The sequence below is a fragment of the Paenibacillus flagellatus genome (assembly GCF_003217775.1).
Taxonomy (GTDB): domain Bacteria; phylum Bacillota; class Bacilli; order Paenibacillales; family NBRC-103111; genus Paenibacillus_AB; species Paenibacillus_AB flagellatus.
Map to the genome: position 1 here is coordinate 1 of NZ_QJVJ01000013.1, position 14,375 is coordinate 14,375.

At 57.2% G+C, this 14,375-nt stretch carries 13 protein-coding genes, 7 tRNA genes and 1 rRNA gene; 15 read left to right on the forward strand and 6 right to left on the reverse strand.

The window, feature by feature from the left end; all coding sequences use genetic code 11:
- From DLM86_RS24880 to DLM86_RS24915, 8 genes are all read left to right on the forward strand, one after another.
- Positions 1–129: ribosomal RNA gene (locus DLM86_RS24880) — 23S ribosomal RNA — on the forward strand; the annotation flags it as partial.
- A 59-nt stretch (positions 130–188) separates the two neighbouring features.
- Positions 189–274: transfer RNA gene (locus tag DLM86_RS24885), tRNA-Ser, on the forward strand.
- A gap of 43 nt (positions 275–317) precedes the next feature.
- A tRNA-Met gene (locus DLM86_RS24890) sits at positions 318–394 on the forward strand.
- Between the two features lie 9 nt (positions 395–403).
- A tRNA-Val gene (locus tag DLM86_RS24895) sits at positions 404–479 on the forward strand.
- A 55-nt stretch (positions 480–534) separates the two neighbouring features.
- Positions 535–611: transfer RNA gene (locus tag DLM86_RS24900), tRNA-Asp, on the forward strand.
- Between the two features lie 41 nt (positions 612–652).
- Positions 653–728: transfer RNA gene (locus DLM86_RS24905), tRNA-Phe, on the forward strand.
- Positions 729–757: 29 nt separating this feature from the next.
- A tRNA-Tyr gene (locus DLM86_RS24910) sits at positions 758–843 on the forward strand.
- 36 nt (positions 844–879) lie between these two features.
- Positions 880–952, forward strand: a tRNA-Lys gene (locus tag DLM86_RS24915).
- 93 nt (positions 953–1,045) lie between these two features.
- Here DLM86_RS24915 and DLM86_RS24920 read toward each other — a convergent pair.
- The 5 genes from DLM86_RS24920 to DLM86_RS24940 all read right to left on the reverse strand — a co-directional run bounded on the left by DLM86_RS24920 (position 1,046) and on the right by DLM86_RS24940 (position 5,382).
- Positions 1,046–1,363 (reverse strand): MTH1187 family thiamine-binding protein, encoded by a 318-nt coding sequence (locus DLM86_RS24920; RefSeq protein WP_110842790.1) that lies wholly within the window; start codon positions 1,361–1,363, stop codon positions 1,046–1,048.
- Positions 1,364–1,464: 101 nt separating this feature from the next.
- A complete protein-coding gene (locus tag DLM86_RS24925; protein WP_110842791.1) occupies positions 1,465–3,042 on the reverse strand; it encodes a GMC family oxidoreductase in 1,578 nt (525 codons plus the stop codon).
- A complete protein-coding gene (locus tag DLM86_RS24930) occupies positions 3,039–3,629 on the reverse strand; it encodes a gluconate 2-dehydrogenase subunit 3 family protein (protein WP_110842792.1) in 591 nt (196 codons plus the stop codon). The genes DLM86_RS24925 and DLM86_RS24930 overlap by 4 nt, the downstream gene beginning before the upstream one ends.
- Positions 3,630–3,636: 7 nt before the next feature.
- Entirely contained in the window at positions 3,637–4,029 is a 393-nt protein-coding gene (locus DLM86_RS24935; protein ID WP_245954901.1) for a hypothetical protein, read from the reverse strand.
- A gap of 63 nt (positions 4,030–4,092) precedes the next feature.
- Complete coding sequence (locus tag DLM86_RS24940; RefSeq protein WP_245954902.1) at positions 4,093–5,382, reverse strand: nickel-dependent lactate racemase family protein; 1,290 nt, start codon at positions 5,380–5,382, stop codon at positions 4,093–4,095.
- 343 nt (positions 5,383–5,725) lie between these two features.
- Between DLM86_RS24940 and DLM86_RS24945 the strand changes: the two genes are divergently transcribed.
- The 3 genes from DLM86_RS24945 (at position 5,726) to DLM86_RS24955 (ending at position 8,946) form a co-directional block, all read left to right on the forward strand.
- On the forward strand, positions 5,726–6,583 hold the full coding sequence (locus tag DLM86_RS24945) for a C40 family peptidase (protein ID WP_110842794.1): 858 nt from the start codon (positions 5,726–5,728) through the stop codon (positions 6,581–6,583).
- A gap of 60 nt (positions 6,584–6,643) precedes the next feature.
- Complete coding sequence (locus DLM86_RS24950; protein ID WP_110842795.1) at positions 6,644–7,741, forward strand: PucR family transcriptional regulator; 1,098 nt, start codon at positions 6,644–6,646, stop codon at positions 7,739–7,741.
- A gap of 86 nt (positions 7,742–7,827) precedes the next feature.
- A complete protein-coding gene (locus DLM86_RS24955) occupies positions 7,828–8,946 on the forward strand; it encodes an ABC transporter ATP-binding protein (protein ID WP_110842796.1) in 1,119 nt (372 codons plus the stop codon).
- Between the two features lie 114 nt (positions 8,947–9,060).
- Here the strand turns inward: DLM86_RS24955 and DLM86_RS24960 are convergent, their stop codons facing one another.
- Complete coding sequence (locus DLM86_RS24960; RefSeq protein WP_146250287.1) at positions 9,061–10,062, reverse strand: hypothetical protein; 1,002 nt, start codon at positions 10,060–10,062, stop codon at positions 9,061–9,063.
- A 441-nt stretch (positions 10,063–10,503) separates the two neighbouring features.
- Here DLM86_RS24960 and DLM86_RS24965 point away from each other — a divergent pair, with 441 nt between their 5' ends.
- From DLM86_RS24965 to DLM86_RS24980, 4 genes are read left to right on the forward strand one after another with little or no spacing between them, the layout of a single operon-like run.
- Positions 10,504–11,814 (forward strand): ABC transporter substrate-binding protein, encoded by a 1,311-nt coding sequence (locus DLM86_RS24965; protein ID WP_110842798.1) that lies wholly within the window; start codon positions 10,504–10,506, stop codon positions 11,812–11,814.
- Positions 11,815–11,845: 31 nt separating this feature from the next.
- Positions 11,846–12,769 carry a carbohydrate ABC transporter permease gene (locus DLM86_RS24970; protein WP_110842799.1) on the forward strand — a complete coding sequence of 308 codons (924 nt, stop codon included), beginning with the start codon at positions 11,846–11,848 and terminating at the stop codon, positions 12,767–12,769.
- Entirely contained in the window at positions 12,766–13,596 is an 831-nt protein-coding gene (locus tag DLM86_RS24975; protein WP_110842800.1) for a carbohydrate ABC transporter permease, read from the forward strand. Before DLM86_RS24970 ends, DLM86_RS24975 begins: the two co-directional genes overlap by 4 nt.
- 27 nt (positions 13,597–13,623) lie before the next feature.
- Entirely contained in the window at positions 13,624–14,325 is a 702-nt protein-coding gene (locus DLM86_RS24980; RefSeq protein ID WP_110842801.1) for a PIG-L deacetylase family protein, read from the forward strand.
- Positions 14,326–14,375 lie beyond the last annotated feature (50 nt).

The following is a 14,375-nucleotide window of genomic DNA, read 5'->3' on the forward strand; positions in this document are numbered from 1 at the left end:
GAAGCCCCCCTCAAGATGAGATTTCCCAATTCGTAAGACCCCTGGTAGACGACCAGGTTGATAGGTTCGGGGTGGAAGCGCCGTAAGGCGTGCAGCTGACGAATACTAATCGGTCGAGGGCTTATCCAATACACTCGATCCAGCTTCAAACTCGATTCTTTCGCATCCGGTTTTCAGGGAATAATTATGGAGAGGTACCCAAGAGGCCGAAGGGGGCGCTTTGCTAAAGCGTTAGGGTGTAACAGCCGCGAGGGTTCGAATCCCTCTCTCTCCGTTTCTCAACCCTGCGGGGTGGGAAGGCCATACCCTGAATATATGGCGGTGTAGCTCAGCTGGCTAGAGCGTACGGTTCATACCCGTGAGGTCGTGGGTTCGACTCCCTCCGCCGCTACCAACTTTATAAGGACGCTTAGCTCAGCTGGGAGAGCATCTGCCTTACAAGCAGAGGGTCGGCGGTTCGATCCCGTCAGCGTCCACCATTCCTTTCCTTGAGTGACGAAGGAAAAACAGGGGAAGCTTTTAGTAACAAGTTATGGAGCTGTGGTGTAGAGGCCTAACATGCCTGCCTGTCACGCAGGAGACCGCGGGTTCGAATCCCGTCAGCTCCGCCATTTATTTTCATTGAACGAAAGCTTCAATTACAACTACATATGGCTCGGTAGCTCAGTTGGTAGAGCAGAGGACTGAAAATCCTCGTGTCGGCGGTTCGATTCCGTCCCGAGCCACCATGTCTGTCCGGCAGTAACCGGCATATCATGGAGGCTTAGCGAAGTGGCCAAACGCAGCAGACTGTAAATCTGTTCTCTGACGAGTTCGGTGGTTCGAATCCATCAGCCTCCACCATACCTCCTTTGCAACCGCATCAGACGGTGGCTACGCGAGCCATTAGCTCAGTTGGTAGAGCACCTGACTTTTAATCAGGGTGTCGTAGGTTCGAGTCCTACATGGCTCATCATGAAATCCCTCCGGATATGGAGGGTTTTATAATTTTTGTACCACGGAAAACCTCTGCATCGTCGAAGGACGCGTGCAGAGGTTTTTTGGCTTACTCGGATTTTCCGCCGAGACGTTCGGCTACGGAACGCATTTTTTGTTCCATCGACGAAGGTCGGTCGCGCCGGTCGTCGATTTTGATCGTCGTGCACACGCGCCCGGCGCCGGCGGAGAAAGGGGATTCGTGCAGCCGTCGAACGACAGCCAGCAGGTCGGACAGCTCGCCCTCGATCAGCGTGCTCATGGGTGTAAGTTGATACCGAATCGAACCGCCCTCCCGCTCGAGAATGCGCTGCATGTCGGCGACGTATCCGCTTAAACCGGTGTCGTCCGTCCCGACCGGAATGACGGTAATTTCCACTATGGCCATTAGGCAAGCACCCTTTCGCGCTCTAAAGTTATATCGATCGATCCTCCTCTATTGTAAACGCATCGACCGAACATTGCCAAATGCGACCTAGTGCCAATGTTTCAGAGCTCCATCCGCTTCGCGCGATCGATAATGTACTCCGCCGTCCGGCTGGCCAGCGCCATCACCGTATTCGTCGGGTTGCCGCCGCCAGAGGTGACGAAAAGGCTTGCGTCGCACACGAACAAGTTCGGGACGTCGTGCGTCTGGCCGTACGAATTGGCGACCGACGTTTCCGGGTCGTTCCCCATGCGGCAGCCGCCCATCAGGTGAGCCGTGTCCGGGACGACGAATTCGATCGTCCCTCCCGCTGCGCGCAGGATCGAGCTCATCGTGCCGACGGCGTGCTCGATCAGCTTCCGGTCGTTATCCCCCAGACTGAACGTCACTTTGGCGCGCGGCATGCCGTTGGCATCCTTTTCGTCCGACAACGTGACGCGATTCCGTTCCGACGGCAGCACCTCGCCGACCATCGTAACGCGTCCGTACAAGTTGTAGTCGAGCACGATATCCCGAAGCCGTTGACCCCAAATCGGGCCTTGCTCGGAATGGGCGATGCCGCTCGCAAATTCGACGGGGCGCGTCCCGTGAGCATGAAGCGTATACCCGCGGGCAAAGCCGCGAGCCGGGTCCGTTTCGTAAAAATCTTGCGTCGTCGCGAGAACGGGCGTTCCTTTGTACAGCCGAATTTCTTGATCGAATTTGGCGTATACGTCATGGCTGCTGTGCGTCATGATCGCCTTGCCGACCCAGCCGCTGCTATTGGCCAGTCCGTCCGGAAACCGGGAGTCGGCTGAATGAAGCAGCAGCCGGGGCGTTTCGACGGCATAAGCGGAGACGATGACGATGCGCGCGTTTTGCACGTACGTTTGTCCATTATGCACGAACTCGACGCCGGTCGCCTTGCCCGAGGCGTCGGTCCGGATCCGCGTCACCATGCAATCCGCCAATACTTCCGCTCCGGCCCGAATCGCCTTCGGGATATGAACGATGAGCGTGCTGAATTTGGCGTTCGGCATGCACCCTTGGTTGCAGAAGCCGCGGTTGATGCACGGAGGCCGGCCGTCGAACGGGGCGGAAAGAATCGCGAGCGGCGGTACCGAATAGCGGTAACCGAGCTTCTCGCAGCCGTTCATGAACATATACGCGTTCGGACTGAGCGGTTCCCGTTCCGGATACGGATAAGGGCCGTGGTAGCTGCCCCAAGGAAAATGCTTCGGACCCGAGACGGCGATTTCTTTTTCGACCTTCGTGTAAAAGCGCTCGAGGTCGGCATACCCGATCGGCCAATCCTCGCCGACGCCGTCAACCGTTCGCGTCCGGAAGTCCGATTCGTGAAAACGCAAAAATACGCCGGTAAAATGGGCCGTTCCCCCTCCGACGCCTCGACCCGAGTTGTTATGTCCCATTTGAAGCGGATCGGCTCCGTCGACGATACGCGTATCTTCCCAGCCGAGCGACTTCATCGACAGCTCGTCGCTGGCGAAGTCGTGCTGGGGGTCGCGAAACGGCCCGGCTTCCAGGACGACGACGCGCATGCCCGCTTCGCTCAGCTCCTTGGCCAATACGCCGCCGGCCGCTCCGGCGCCGATGATGACCGCGTCCACGACGTCTCTGCCATATTTCCGTTGAAGCGTCATGTGTCCGTTCTCGCCTCCCAAGGATCCAATTGGCCGATGTTGGCGCGAACGTAGCCGCGCGGATAAGCCGGGCCGCCGTAGCCGATTTCCGACCATACCGTAGGATGCGAATAGTACGATTCGACCGTCCAGCTCAGCAGCTTGTTGAACAACGCCTTTTGCGGAAAGGCGTAATCGGGCGGAAGAGCCAGCTTTTCTTCGCCCATCTCCAGTACGATCGAATGCTGGTCCGTCGCGGTCAAATCGATGAAAGGCCGTTTGTGACGGGATACGCACCAATGGTCCAATCGCTTTAAGCCTAGATGCACGAGCTCCGCGGCTTCCGGCTCGGAAGCTTTGCGTTCGCTTTCCGCGGACGGGGAGCTTAGCGTACGATCGATATGGACGAGGACGAATTGGATGATGTTCGCCCGATCGTCTCCCGCCAATACGGCGCAAATGGCGCGCAGCATCTCCGCTTCGACAAGCGACAGCGAACGGTACGAATGGACGCCCTCCGTACGGGAGAGGACGATGGCGCGAGTATGGTCGTCCCATTCTTTCTGTTCGGTAAGGACGTCATAATTCGGGTATCGGGTTTTCTTCATGGGACGGTCACCTCCAATACAGCGCGATGATCCCGAGACCGCTGATCGCCGTAAACAAAAACGGCAGTACGACCGGCGGCCCGATCAAAAAGTTGCGAATCGCCCAGCCGCCTACGCGAACGCGAACGCCTCTGGCATGCAAATAGACGCCGATTAAGCCGTTGACGACGCCGACGACCATGAAAATCCCGAATAGCCCCCTGAGCCAGCCGGCGTTGTACGCCGACAGGACAAGCGCGGAGGCGGCAAAGACGGGAGCTGAAACGACCGGCGTCCACATCGATTTGTGATGGAAATTTTGCCGGTAATGAAACATCGTCACTTGGATGCCGATCAGAATAAAGGCGGCTCCGACGAACAAAATCAACAGGCGGTCGAGCGGCCAAGCGTTCCAGTACAAGCGACATTCCTCCTTAAGCATGACATCGCCGACCCGAGAGAACGGGCCGGATTCGGTTAATGGTTATCCCGGTTCGGGAAACGTTAAAGCGCCATGAGGCAAAACCGCGACCCGGCAGCAATCTTCCCGGAGCAGCGACCGGATCGTGCCGTTCAAATCGGGGGCGGGCCGGAAGCCGAGCAGCTCCGCCAGCGGATCGGGCATATCGGAGTGCAGGTAAACGGTATGCTTCGTCAACACCTCGTCGAGATGGGCAAGCTTGTGGGCTCCCAGAACAAAACGGTTCTTTAATTCCTGTAGGGCGCTTCGGCGATTATACACTTCCGCCCAATATTGAAAAATGCCGTTGCCGTACAGCTCCTCGCATCGGGCGACCAAGACGATCGCGCCCCCCGGCTTGACGAATGCCGACGCGTTTTGCAGCGTTTTGATCGCTTGGTACAGCTGCATATCTTTCGGGAACCCGCCGGTCGACGCGATCACGATATCGTGGTCCCGGCTAGCCGGCAGCAGGAAGCGTCGGCGCGCCGCCTGCAGGCCGAGCCGATGCGCGGCTGTCAGTTCTCCTGCGTACGCTTCGAGCAGCTCCCGCCGATGACTCGCGATCACATTGAACAGGAAATGGATCGGTACGTGCTGCAGCGCCTCTTCCATATCCCGGTGGATCGGGTTGTCCGGATCGCCCAGCTTCGCCTTGTAAGACCGGGACAGCGAATGGTTCGCTTCGATGCACCGCTGCGAGGCCGTGCCCGGCACGAGTGCCTTGACGCCGCCCGAGACGCCGACAAGCCGATGAGGCTCGATATTGCCGGTCGCGATCCGCAAGTCAGCCTCGACGACGATCCGGTTGATTTCGATCGGCGTTCCGAGACTCGTCGTGCCCAGGTGAACGCAGTCCTCGGAAGCCGCGGAATGATTGATGACGGTAACGCGGCGGTACACGCCCTCCCCCGTCAATTCGACGAGCTCCGCGTCCGTTTGCTTGCGGTGCATGCCGAGCGCGACCACGATGCGAATCCGGTCGTCGGGGATGCCGCCGGCGTTCAGCTCCTCGAGGAGAGCCGGCAGGAACAGATGGCTCGGGCACAGCCGGCTCCGATCGCTGATCAGGATGACGGCGCGGCTTTTCCCCGCGGCCAGCTGCCGAAGCGTCGGTCCCGATACCGGATGCCGGAGCGCTTCCGCGATAACGGTATCGGCGGGCGCTTCGGGCTCCGACCGATAATCCAGGACGACCGGTTCGGACGGAAAGCGGACGGTCAGCTCGATGTTATGTTTGCCGTATGGAAGTAAAATCGGATCGGCCCCCCTCATCGAAATCGCAAAAAGTCCGAATGGAAAAATTATGTCCATTCGGCTTCTTTTATAAACCGAATGAATGGCGCTTCGGGAGGGCACGATACCGGAAGTGTGCGGCGAAGCGGAAGCGGCTTTGCGCAGCGGGGGCGGCGGGGTACATAGACAAATCGGCGGTTCGTCCGGCCGATTGTTTTGTTGCGGATTTCGGAGGGCGTCCGGCGGCTTCCACATTTTGATACTGCAATAAAACGGGTTTCCATCCGGTTAGCACCGGTGACAACATTTTTGCCGGAGAGCCAACATTTGAGGAATGAAAGTGTTTCATTTCCCATGGTAATCTAATGCTGAAACAACCGATACCTGGTTGGAATGAACGATTTTGGAGGGACGATACTTGATGTGGAAAAAACGACAATCCGTTGCCGTCACCGCGGCGCTGGCGATCGGACTCACCGGCCTGTTCGCAAACGACGCCTATGCGGCTTACGACGACATGGATGCCGTTTCGTTGGCGCAATCGATGGTAGGCAAAGACTACAAGGCGGGCGCGCAGTCGCCTTCGGAAGGATTCGACTACGCGGGGCTCGTCTACTTCGTCTTCCAGCAGCTGGGCTATGAAATTCCCCGCGACCTGAAAGATCAATATGCGGTCAAAAAGCCGCTTTTGACGAAAGTGTCCGACCTGCTCCCGGGAGACGTGCTGTTCTTCGGGGAAAACGACAAAGTGGCGTTTACGGGCATCTATGTCGGGGATAACAAATTCGTTATGGCGAACCGCGGCCGGGACGAAGTCGTGACGCTGTCGATCGCCGATTCGTACTACAAAAACCGGTTCGAAGGCGCCCGCCGCATTTTGAGCGAGCCGGACCAAATGCGGGTGCAGCTGATTTTGACCGCGCGCAAATATTTGGGAACGCCGTACGTCTTCGGCGCCGACTTCGGGCAGACGAAAACGTTCGACTGCTCCTCCTTCGCCAAGACGGTATTCGCCGAAAACGACATGTACTTGCCGCGCGTTTCCCGCGACCAGGCGACGAAGGGCGTCCTCGTCAAGCGGAGCGACCTGAAGGTCGGCGATCTCGTCTTTTTCACTACGTCGGATTCGAAAGGCAAGATCGGCCACGTCGGCATCTACGTCGGCAACGGCCGGATGATCCACACGTACGGAGAAGGCGGAGTGAAGTACAGCCGCATGGACACCGGCTATTGGGACAAGCATTACGTTACCGCGAGACGGGTGCTGAAGGACGGCTAATGTTTTCATCCCCCTCCAAAACGTGTATCATGATGATATAGGTTTGGAGGGGTTTTCTACATGGTCCAGTGGGAGCGGATAACGCAACAACTCGAACATATATTGGGCGCCGAATTCCGGATCGGACGAATGACGCTTGCCGAGTGGAACCGGCTTGCCGACGAGAGGACGGGCCTTACGGCCAACAGCCGCATCGCCGACCATCGGCTCCACTTCGCCTTGGCGAAGGAAGGCGGCCATATGGTGACCGCGTCCGTGGACGAGCCTCTGTTGACGGCGTCGGAGGCGAGGCTGGTCGACCTGACGCTGGACGCGTACCGGTCCCAAGACAAGCGAGGGGGCTCGCACGCGCATTCGGAGGACGAACGCAAGTCGCACCTGATCCGTACTTGGATCGGCCAGCAGCTCGAGCAGGGGGTGACGGACGCGGAGCTTCCCGAACCGCTCGCTTCCAATTTCGCCCTGTATGCGCCGAAAATTCCGCTGCTCGTCTACGGCGATTATTCCGATCAGCGCAAAGCGTCGTACCAGGATTTGAAAAAGCTGCTCGAATCGTTTTTCGACGGGGAAATCGCGCTCGTCCCGCTGCTCGACAAGGAGTGGCTCGTGCTCGGCCCGGAATCGCTGCTTCAGGAGGCCGGCGAAGGAGACGAGGAGACCGTCGAGGACATGCTCGCCTCGATCGGCCACGCGCTTCACGAGATGCTCGCCACCGAATGGGTCGGCGAATGCCATATCGCCGTCGATTACCCGCTGCTGCCGTCGAAAGCGCTTCTCGCATCGGTCGTCCGGCTGCGGGAGACGATGACGCTCGGGCGCACCTACCATATGTCCGACAACATTCACATGACGTGGAAGCTGCAGCTGGAGAAGCTGCTTCACGGTCTCGGCGAGGAGCAGCGGCAGCTGTTTCTCGAGCGGGTGCTGAAGCGGGTCGATCTGCTCAAGGACAGCGAAACGCTGATGACGCTCGAGCAGTTCATCGCGCTCGACTGCAGCGTCAGCGAGACGGCGAAGAAGCTGTTCATCCACCGCAACACGCTGCTGTACCGGCTCGACAAGTTCAAGCAGGAAACCGGTCTCGACGTCCGGACGTTCCATCATGCGCTTCTTGTACACGTGGCATTGCTATTGTACAAAGTAACGAAAAGAACGTGATTTTTTTGTAAGCAATGTGCATAGTCACGAAATCGGGCGTAGGTTATGATATAGCTGTGGAAAATGAACTATAGGAGGAATGATCCATGGCAGGCGTACGTTTGAATCATATCGTAAAAAAATATCCCGGTGCCACCGAAGCGACCGTTAAAGACTTCAACCTGGAAATCAAAGACAAAGAGTTCCTCGTGCTTGTAGGCGCTTCCGGCTGCGGGAAATCGACGACGCTCCGGATGATCGCGGGTCTCGAAGAAATTACGTCCGGCGAGCTGTACATCGGCGACCGCCTCGTGAACGACGTAGCTCCGAAAGATCGCGACATCGCGATGGTATTCCAATCCTATGCCTTGTATCCGCACATGAACGTCTATCAGAACATGGCGTTCGGTCTGAAACTGCGTAAATTCAAAAAAGCCGAAATCGACGCACGCGTGCGCGAAGCGGCCAAAATTCTCGATATCGAAATGCTGCTCGACCGGAAGCCGAAAGCGTTGTCCGGCGGTCAGCGCCAGCGTGTCGCCCTGGGCCGCGCGATCGTCCGCGATCCGCAAGTGTTCCTGATGGACGAACCGCTTTCCAACTTGGACGCCAAGCTGCGCGTACAGATGCGCGCCGAGATCAGCAAGCTGGCGAAGCGTCTCGAGACGACCGTCGTCTACGTTACCCACGACCAGACGGAAGCGATGACGATGGGCGACCGTATCGTCGTCATGCACCAAGGGATCATCCAGCAAGCGGCTACGCCGGAAGAAATCTACAACCATCCGCTGAACATGTACGTAGCCGGCTTTATCGGATCGCCTTCGATGAACTTCATCCACGGCTCGCTCTCCGAGACCGGCGGCAAAGTGCACTTCAAGTCGCAAGGCGTCGACGTCGTCATGCCGGAAGGCAAGGCGCAAATTCTTCGCGACAAAGGGTACATCAATAAAGAAGTCGTGTTCGGCATTCGTCCGGAAGACCTGCACGACGAGCCGATCTTCTTGGAAGGCTCCCCGGAAAGCCATGTGAACGCGACGATCGAAGTGTCCGAGAACCTCGGTCACGAAGTTCAGCTTCACTTGAGCGGCCTCGGTACGCAGACGGTCGTCGCCCGCGTGGACGGACGTACCGGCTTCAAGGACGGCATGACGATCAAGCTTGCGCTCGATATGAACAAAGTTCACATCTTCGATAAAGAAACCGAAGTTAACGTATTGCTGTAATCGGATATCCGAACAGCGAAAGGCCGGCTGATGAAGCCGGCCTTTTTGCGTCCGCGCATGGCAGCGCGTCCAATCGTCAGCAAACGTTCATTCCTCTCGGGCCCCGGGTCCCGATTAGGCCCCGCAAACTCCGGAAAGATCGGTCCCCAGCAAATGATGGGCAATATCGGCAATTTGATCCCTTGTCCCGACAAAATAGTACAGCTGCGACGTATCGGATTGTACGGTGGCGTCGCGGCCGTCGATGGACGGAGCGTGATATTCCAGCTCCCCATACCCGCCCATCTTTCCTCCGTCGTAAAAGAACTGCATGCACGATCCGGTATAATCCGGACGATCTTCCGGGTGATCGGGGTAGAGGGCCGAGGGATGGACTCGAAACTGTCGCACGATCAAGCTGAAAGCATCCGGGCCCAATCTGCGGAAATAACCGAATCGGCCCGTGCTTTGCAGGGAATGAAACGAAAGCTTGAAGCCGTCGTCTCCCCGAAACGGAAAGCTTGTAACGGCGGGTTGGCTTTCGATCACCGGCAATCGTCGCTCCCGATGCATGACAAGCGGCTCGGCGTTCCCGTGGACCGGTACCAAAACCGTCCCCCCGGGGTGCACTTGCAGGATCGACCACAGGTTGATGGCGGGCAACGGCCTGTCCGACATCTGCTCCGGATCGTACAGAAGCTGCAAGCGCGTTTCGATTTGACAACCGATGAAAGGCAGCTGTGCAAGCTTTCGGTACTCGTCCGAACGGACCCTATCGAAAGGATTGGCGATCAGACGGTATTCCTTCGTCAGGCGAATCGGAATCGAGCGGCGGTCGGGCCAATGGGTCAGCTCGCACATTTGCTCGGTACGGACGACCTCCGCCGTTTCCGCAGGAAGGAAGCGGTAGGAGCCGGGATCGAGCTGCGCGGGGATATCGTAGCGCCCGGACGCATCGGCGAACAAAGCGAACTCGGGACTGATCCAGGTACGATCCCCCCCGACATTCCACGTCCCTTCCTCCAAGGCCCGAAAATCGACCCAAACCGCGGATTCCGCGCCTTTCCCGGGAACGAGTCCGATCAGCCGGGATCCCCTCTCCCAGATGACGGCATATCCGCCGTTCGCATTGCGCAATAAGCGAAAGCTCCGATGCGAGGCCGGGAATCGTTGGAGCCAGGAATCGATCATTCGCATAGACCCACCCCTTTTATTTGTTGACAAAATTGTTGACAAAAACATTATACAAGAACGATACGGGTTTTGAAAGGGGTTTTAATAATAACGAGGCCCCGGGATCGATGAGATTCATCTTGCAACAATATTGTTAACAAAATTGTTGACAACAACAAATATGCCCCTTTATACTGATTCTCAAGCGGGCTTTCCGGTAGTCGAACCTAAGCCGAAGCGGGGCTATGCCCGCTACGATCGTTCGCGGAGCGGCTTGAAAGCGATGCCAAGAAACAAGAAAGGAAGTGATCGAATTCGATTATGGCCAAGGCGGACGGTGACGGTACGACGGATGTGGCCGTGTTTGCGTCATGGGGTTGTGATAAACGGGGGAGGTTGAAGTCGATGAGGATGCGTTCGAAAAAGCTGGCGGTAGTGGCCGGTTTGATTGCCGCTTCGCTGCTGGCGGCTTGTTCCAACAGCGGGAAGGCGGATCGCACCGGCGAAGGGAACGGCGCGAAAACGTTGAGATTTATGGTGACCTCGGAAAATTATAGCGGCAGACTGAAAGATTTTATCGCGAATTATGAAACCCGCAGCGGCAACCGGGTCGACGTACAGATGCTGCCGGCAACGGAATTCGAGAATATGTTGAAGATCAAGATGATGTCCGGCGAAGGACCCGACTTGTTCGTAACCGACGATATCGCCATGTCCCAATTCCAGCTTCCGAAGGATTGGTTCGAAGATCTGAGCGGGGAGCCGTGGGCGAATCGGCTGTCGGAGAGCGGAAAAGCGATCATTCGGTGGAACGACGGCCGGATTACCGGGTTGCCCGTTACGAACCCGGGAGGAATGGGGATGGTGTATAACAAAGCCATCTTCCAGAAGCTCGGGCTCGACATTCCGAAAACTTGGGACGAATTTTTGAAAGTCTGCGAGCGGATCAAGCAGGCGGGTATCGTTCCGGTCAACATTCAGCTTGCCAACGGAAGCGAGTTCGGTACGACGCACATGATGCATCAATTGTTTGCGAACGCCGAGATCAATAGGGGGAATGACGCCGACCGTTTCTGGCAGGACATGAACGCGCACAAGATCAAAATAACGGAAGTCGAAGAATACGAGCGGGCGCTGAATCAAATGGTGGAGTTGAAAGAAAAAGGGTACATCAACGATGACTTTATTTCCACGACGTTCGAGATGTCGCAGGAGAATCTGGGCTCCGGCAAGGTGGCCATGCATCCGGCCGGCGATTTCATCCTCGAGCCGCTGCTGGCCAAATATCCGAATGTGGAGTTAGGGTTTTTCTCTATGCCATTCGGCGACACCCCCGGAGCCATTGCGCTTTATGCGGGAGTAGGGATCTCGGTCAACTCGAAAGCCGCCAACAAGGCGGAAGCGCTGGAGCTGATGCGGTTGTTCGCCTCCAAGGAGCAGCAGGAGCTGTACTTGCAGAAATCGCCGGGGATATCCGTCTTCGCCGATGTGGAAGCGAAGCGGAATATGATCAGCGGAGATCTGCAGCGGTATATGGACGGCGGAAAAGCGCGGATGGGCATGTTCGGCCGGTACGAAGCCTGGAACGACATGGATGCCCGCAAGATGATGCAGGAAATGATGCTGGGCAAGCCGCCGAAGCAAGTACTGAAGGAACTGAACGCCAAGATGGAAATCGTGGCCAAGGGGAAAAAGCTGCCGGGGTGGAATCCGTGAACATGTTGCGCGTGATTGGAGGGAGGCTGGCATGTCCGGTTTAGTTGAAGCGGGTACGGGACGTCTGCCGCGAAGGCAAAGGCATAGACCTCCCCTATATTACCCCATTCTGTTCGCCGTTCCGGCTTTGATCGTGTATCTCGTATTTTTCTTTTACCCGACCGTCCTGGGCTTCTACTATTCCTTCACCGACTGGAACGCGACCGGCGCGGAAGTCCGTTTCGTTGGAGTGGCCCAGTTCGCGGAAGTCGTTCGAAATCCGGATTTTGCCAACGCGTTGAAAAATACGTTTCTCTACGCCGCGATCACGACGATCGGCAAGAACGTCATCCCGCTTGGATTGGCCGTGCTGCTGACCATGGGGATGAGATCGCGCAACGCACTACGGGCCGTTTACTTTTCGCCGGCCATTCTGAATATCGTGGCCGTCGGACTCATCTTCCAGGGGCTGTTGAATCCGCACACCGGATTCGTCAACAATGTGCTGCGCTCCTTGAATCTCGACTTTCTGGCGCTCGGCTGGATCGGGGATCCGTCCTTGTCGATCTATTCCGCATGCCTGATGGAGATATGGCGCGCGTCCGGGATTACGATGGCCATCTATATCGCCGGGATCCAGAATATCCCCTCCGATTATTATGAAGCGGCGGCCATAGACGGCGCATCCGCGTGGTCGAAATTCATTCATGTGACGCTGCCGCTCTTGATGCCCGCCGTGACGATCAACGTGCTGTTGTCGGTCATCTACGGCGCGCGCATGTTCGAAGGCATCTACTTCCTGACCCAAGGCGGCCCCGGCAACTCGTCCGAGGTGCTGATGACGCTTGTCTACAAATATATGGGGCAGGGGCTATACGGGTACAGCACCGCCTTGAACCTGATTTTGGTGCTTCTTATTGTCGCGATCTCGATGCCGCTGCTTTCCTATATGCAGAAAAGGGAGGCGGAACGATGACGGAACGCCGGCGGCGACGAAGGACCGGACTGGCGGAGCTGGGGTTGTGGGCGCTGAGCGCCTTCATCCTCGTTCCTTATTTGATGGTTGTGCTCACTTCGCTCAAAAGCAGCAAGGAGGCGGGGCTGTTCCGGCTGGAGCTGCCGTCGGAAATTCACCTTTGGGACAACTACCGGGTCGTATTCGAGCGGGGGCTTGTGCTGCAGGGCTTTACGAACAGCATGCTCGTCACGGCGGGGTCGGTCGTGACGGTGCTCCTCTGCTCCGCGCTGCTCAGCTTTTATATCGCCCGGATGCGGGGCCGGATATCCGAAGCGCTTTACCGCTTCTTCCTGCTCGGGATGGTGGCGCCGATCAGCCTTGTCACGACGTTCGACGTCCTGAAAACGTTCAAACTGCTGAACACGCGGACAGGGATTGTAATGATCTTCGCGGGCATTCTCATTCCGTTCGCGACGTTTATTTACGTCGGCTTCGTCCGGACGATTCCGCGAGAGCTGGACGAGGCGGCGACGATCGACGGGTGCGGACCGTACCGGCTGTTTGCCGTCATCATCTTCCCGCTGATGAAGCCGATCACGTTTACGGCGGGAATCCTGGTATTTATGAACGTTTGGAACGATTCGCAAATTCCCCTCTTCTTTTTGAACGACAACCGATATTGGACGATGCCGCTGAACATCTATCGCTTTTACGGTTATTTCAGCAAGGACTGGAACTATATTTTCGGAAACATCCTTTTGACCACTCTGCCGGTGCTTCTCCTTTATTTGTTGGGACAGCGCTTCATGATCGAAGGCATGACAAGCGGAGCGGTCAAAGGATAACCGGGCTATGCCAAGGAGGAATGATGTATGCGTGTGCTCGCGATCGGCGCCCATCCCGACGATGTGGAGATTTTATGCGGAGGAACGCTTGCCAAATATGCGGCGAGAGGGGACCAGGTGACCATCATGATCGCCACGAACGGCAATGTCGGCTCGCCGGTATTGACCAAGGAACAGATCGCCGACGTGCGCCGGAAGGAAGCGGAGGCTTCGGCGGCCTGCATCGGAGCGGATCTGATCTGGATGGGATACGACGATGAATTTCTGTTCCACGACCGTCAAACCCGCATGGCGTTTATCAATGCGATTCGCAAAGCGTCGCCCGATGTCATGTTCGTGCACGGGAGCAACGACTATCATCCCGACCACCGAATATGCGGCGAGATTGCCATCGACTGCCGGATTCCGGTTACCGTACCGCTGATCGAGACGGAATATCCGGCGATGGCCCGCATCCCGCACGTGTTTGTGATGGACAATTTGGGCGGAGTCGGGTTCGAACCGGAGCATTATGTGGATATAACGGACGTGTACGAAACGAAATGCCGGATGATCCGCTCGCATGCGAGTCAGGATGAATGGCTGAACGTTCAATACGGTATGGATTATATCGAATTCGTGACCAAGATGAGCTCGGTCAGGGGGATGGTCATCGGCGCCCGGCATGCCGAAGCGTTCCGGAGCCTGCCTGCGTACCCGGTCATGGGAGATGCGTCCTTGCTGCCTTGATGCCGAGCCGGGATGAAACGGAAAGCGCCCTCTGCGTGTCAGGGGCGCTT

Coding starts and splice junctions, on each gene's coding strand:
- DLM86_RS24920 (WP_110842790.1), bottom strand. CDS start 1,363: ATGGCCATAGTGGAAATTACCGTCATTCCGGTCGGGACGGACGACACC.
- DLM86_RS24925 (WP_110842791.1), bottom strand. CDS start 3,042: ATGACGCTTCAACGGAAATATGGCAGAGACGTCGTGGACGCGGTCATC.
- DLM86_RS24930 (WP_110842792.1), bottom strand. CDS start 3,629: ATGAAGAAAACCCGATACCCGAATTATGACGTCCTTACCGAACAGAAA.
- DLM86_RS24940 (WP_245954902.1), bottom strand. CDS start 5,382: ATGGACATAATTTTTCCATTCGGACTTTTTGCGATTTCGATGAGGGGG.
- DLM86_RS24945 (WP_110842794.1), top strand. CDS start 5,726: ATGTGGAAAAAACGACAATCCGTTGCCGTCACCGCGGCGCTGGCGATC.
- DLM86_RS24950 (WP_110842795.1), top strand. CDS start 6,644: ATGGTCCAGTGGGAGCGGATAACGCAACAACTCGAACATATATTGGGC.
- DLM86_RS24955 (WP_110842796.1), top strand. CDS start 7,828: ATGGCAGGCGTACGTTTGAATCATATCGTAAAAAAATATCCCGGTGCC.
- DLM86_RS24965 (WP_110842798.1), top strand. CDS start 10,504: ATGAGGATGCGTTCGAAAAAGCTGGCGGTAGTGGCCGGTTTGATTGCC.
- DLM86_RS24970 (WP_110842799.1), top strand. CDS start 11,846: ATGTCCGGTTTAGTTGAAGCGGGTACGGGACGTCTGCCGCGAAGGCAA.
- DLM86_RS24975 (WP_110842800.1), top strand. CDS start 12,766: ATGACGGAACGCCGGCGGCGACGAAGGACCGGACTGGCGGAGCTGGGG.
- DLM86_RS24980 (WP_110842801.1), top strand. CDS start 13,624: ATGCGTGTGCTCGCGATCGGCGCCCATCCCGACGATGTGGAGATTTTA.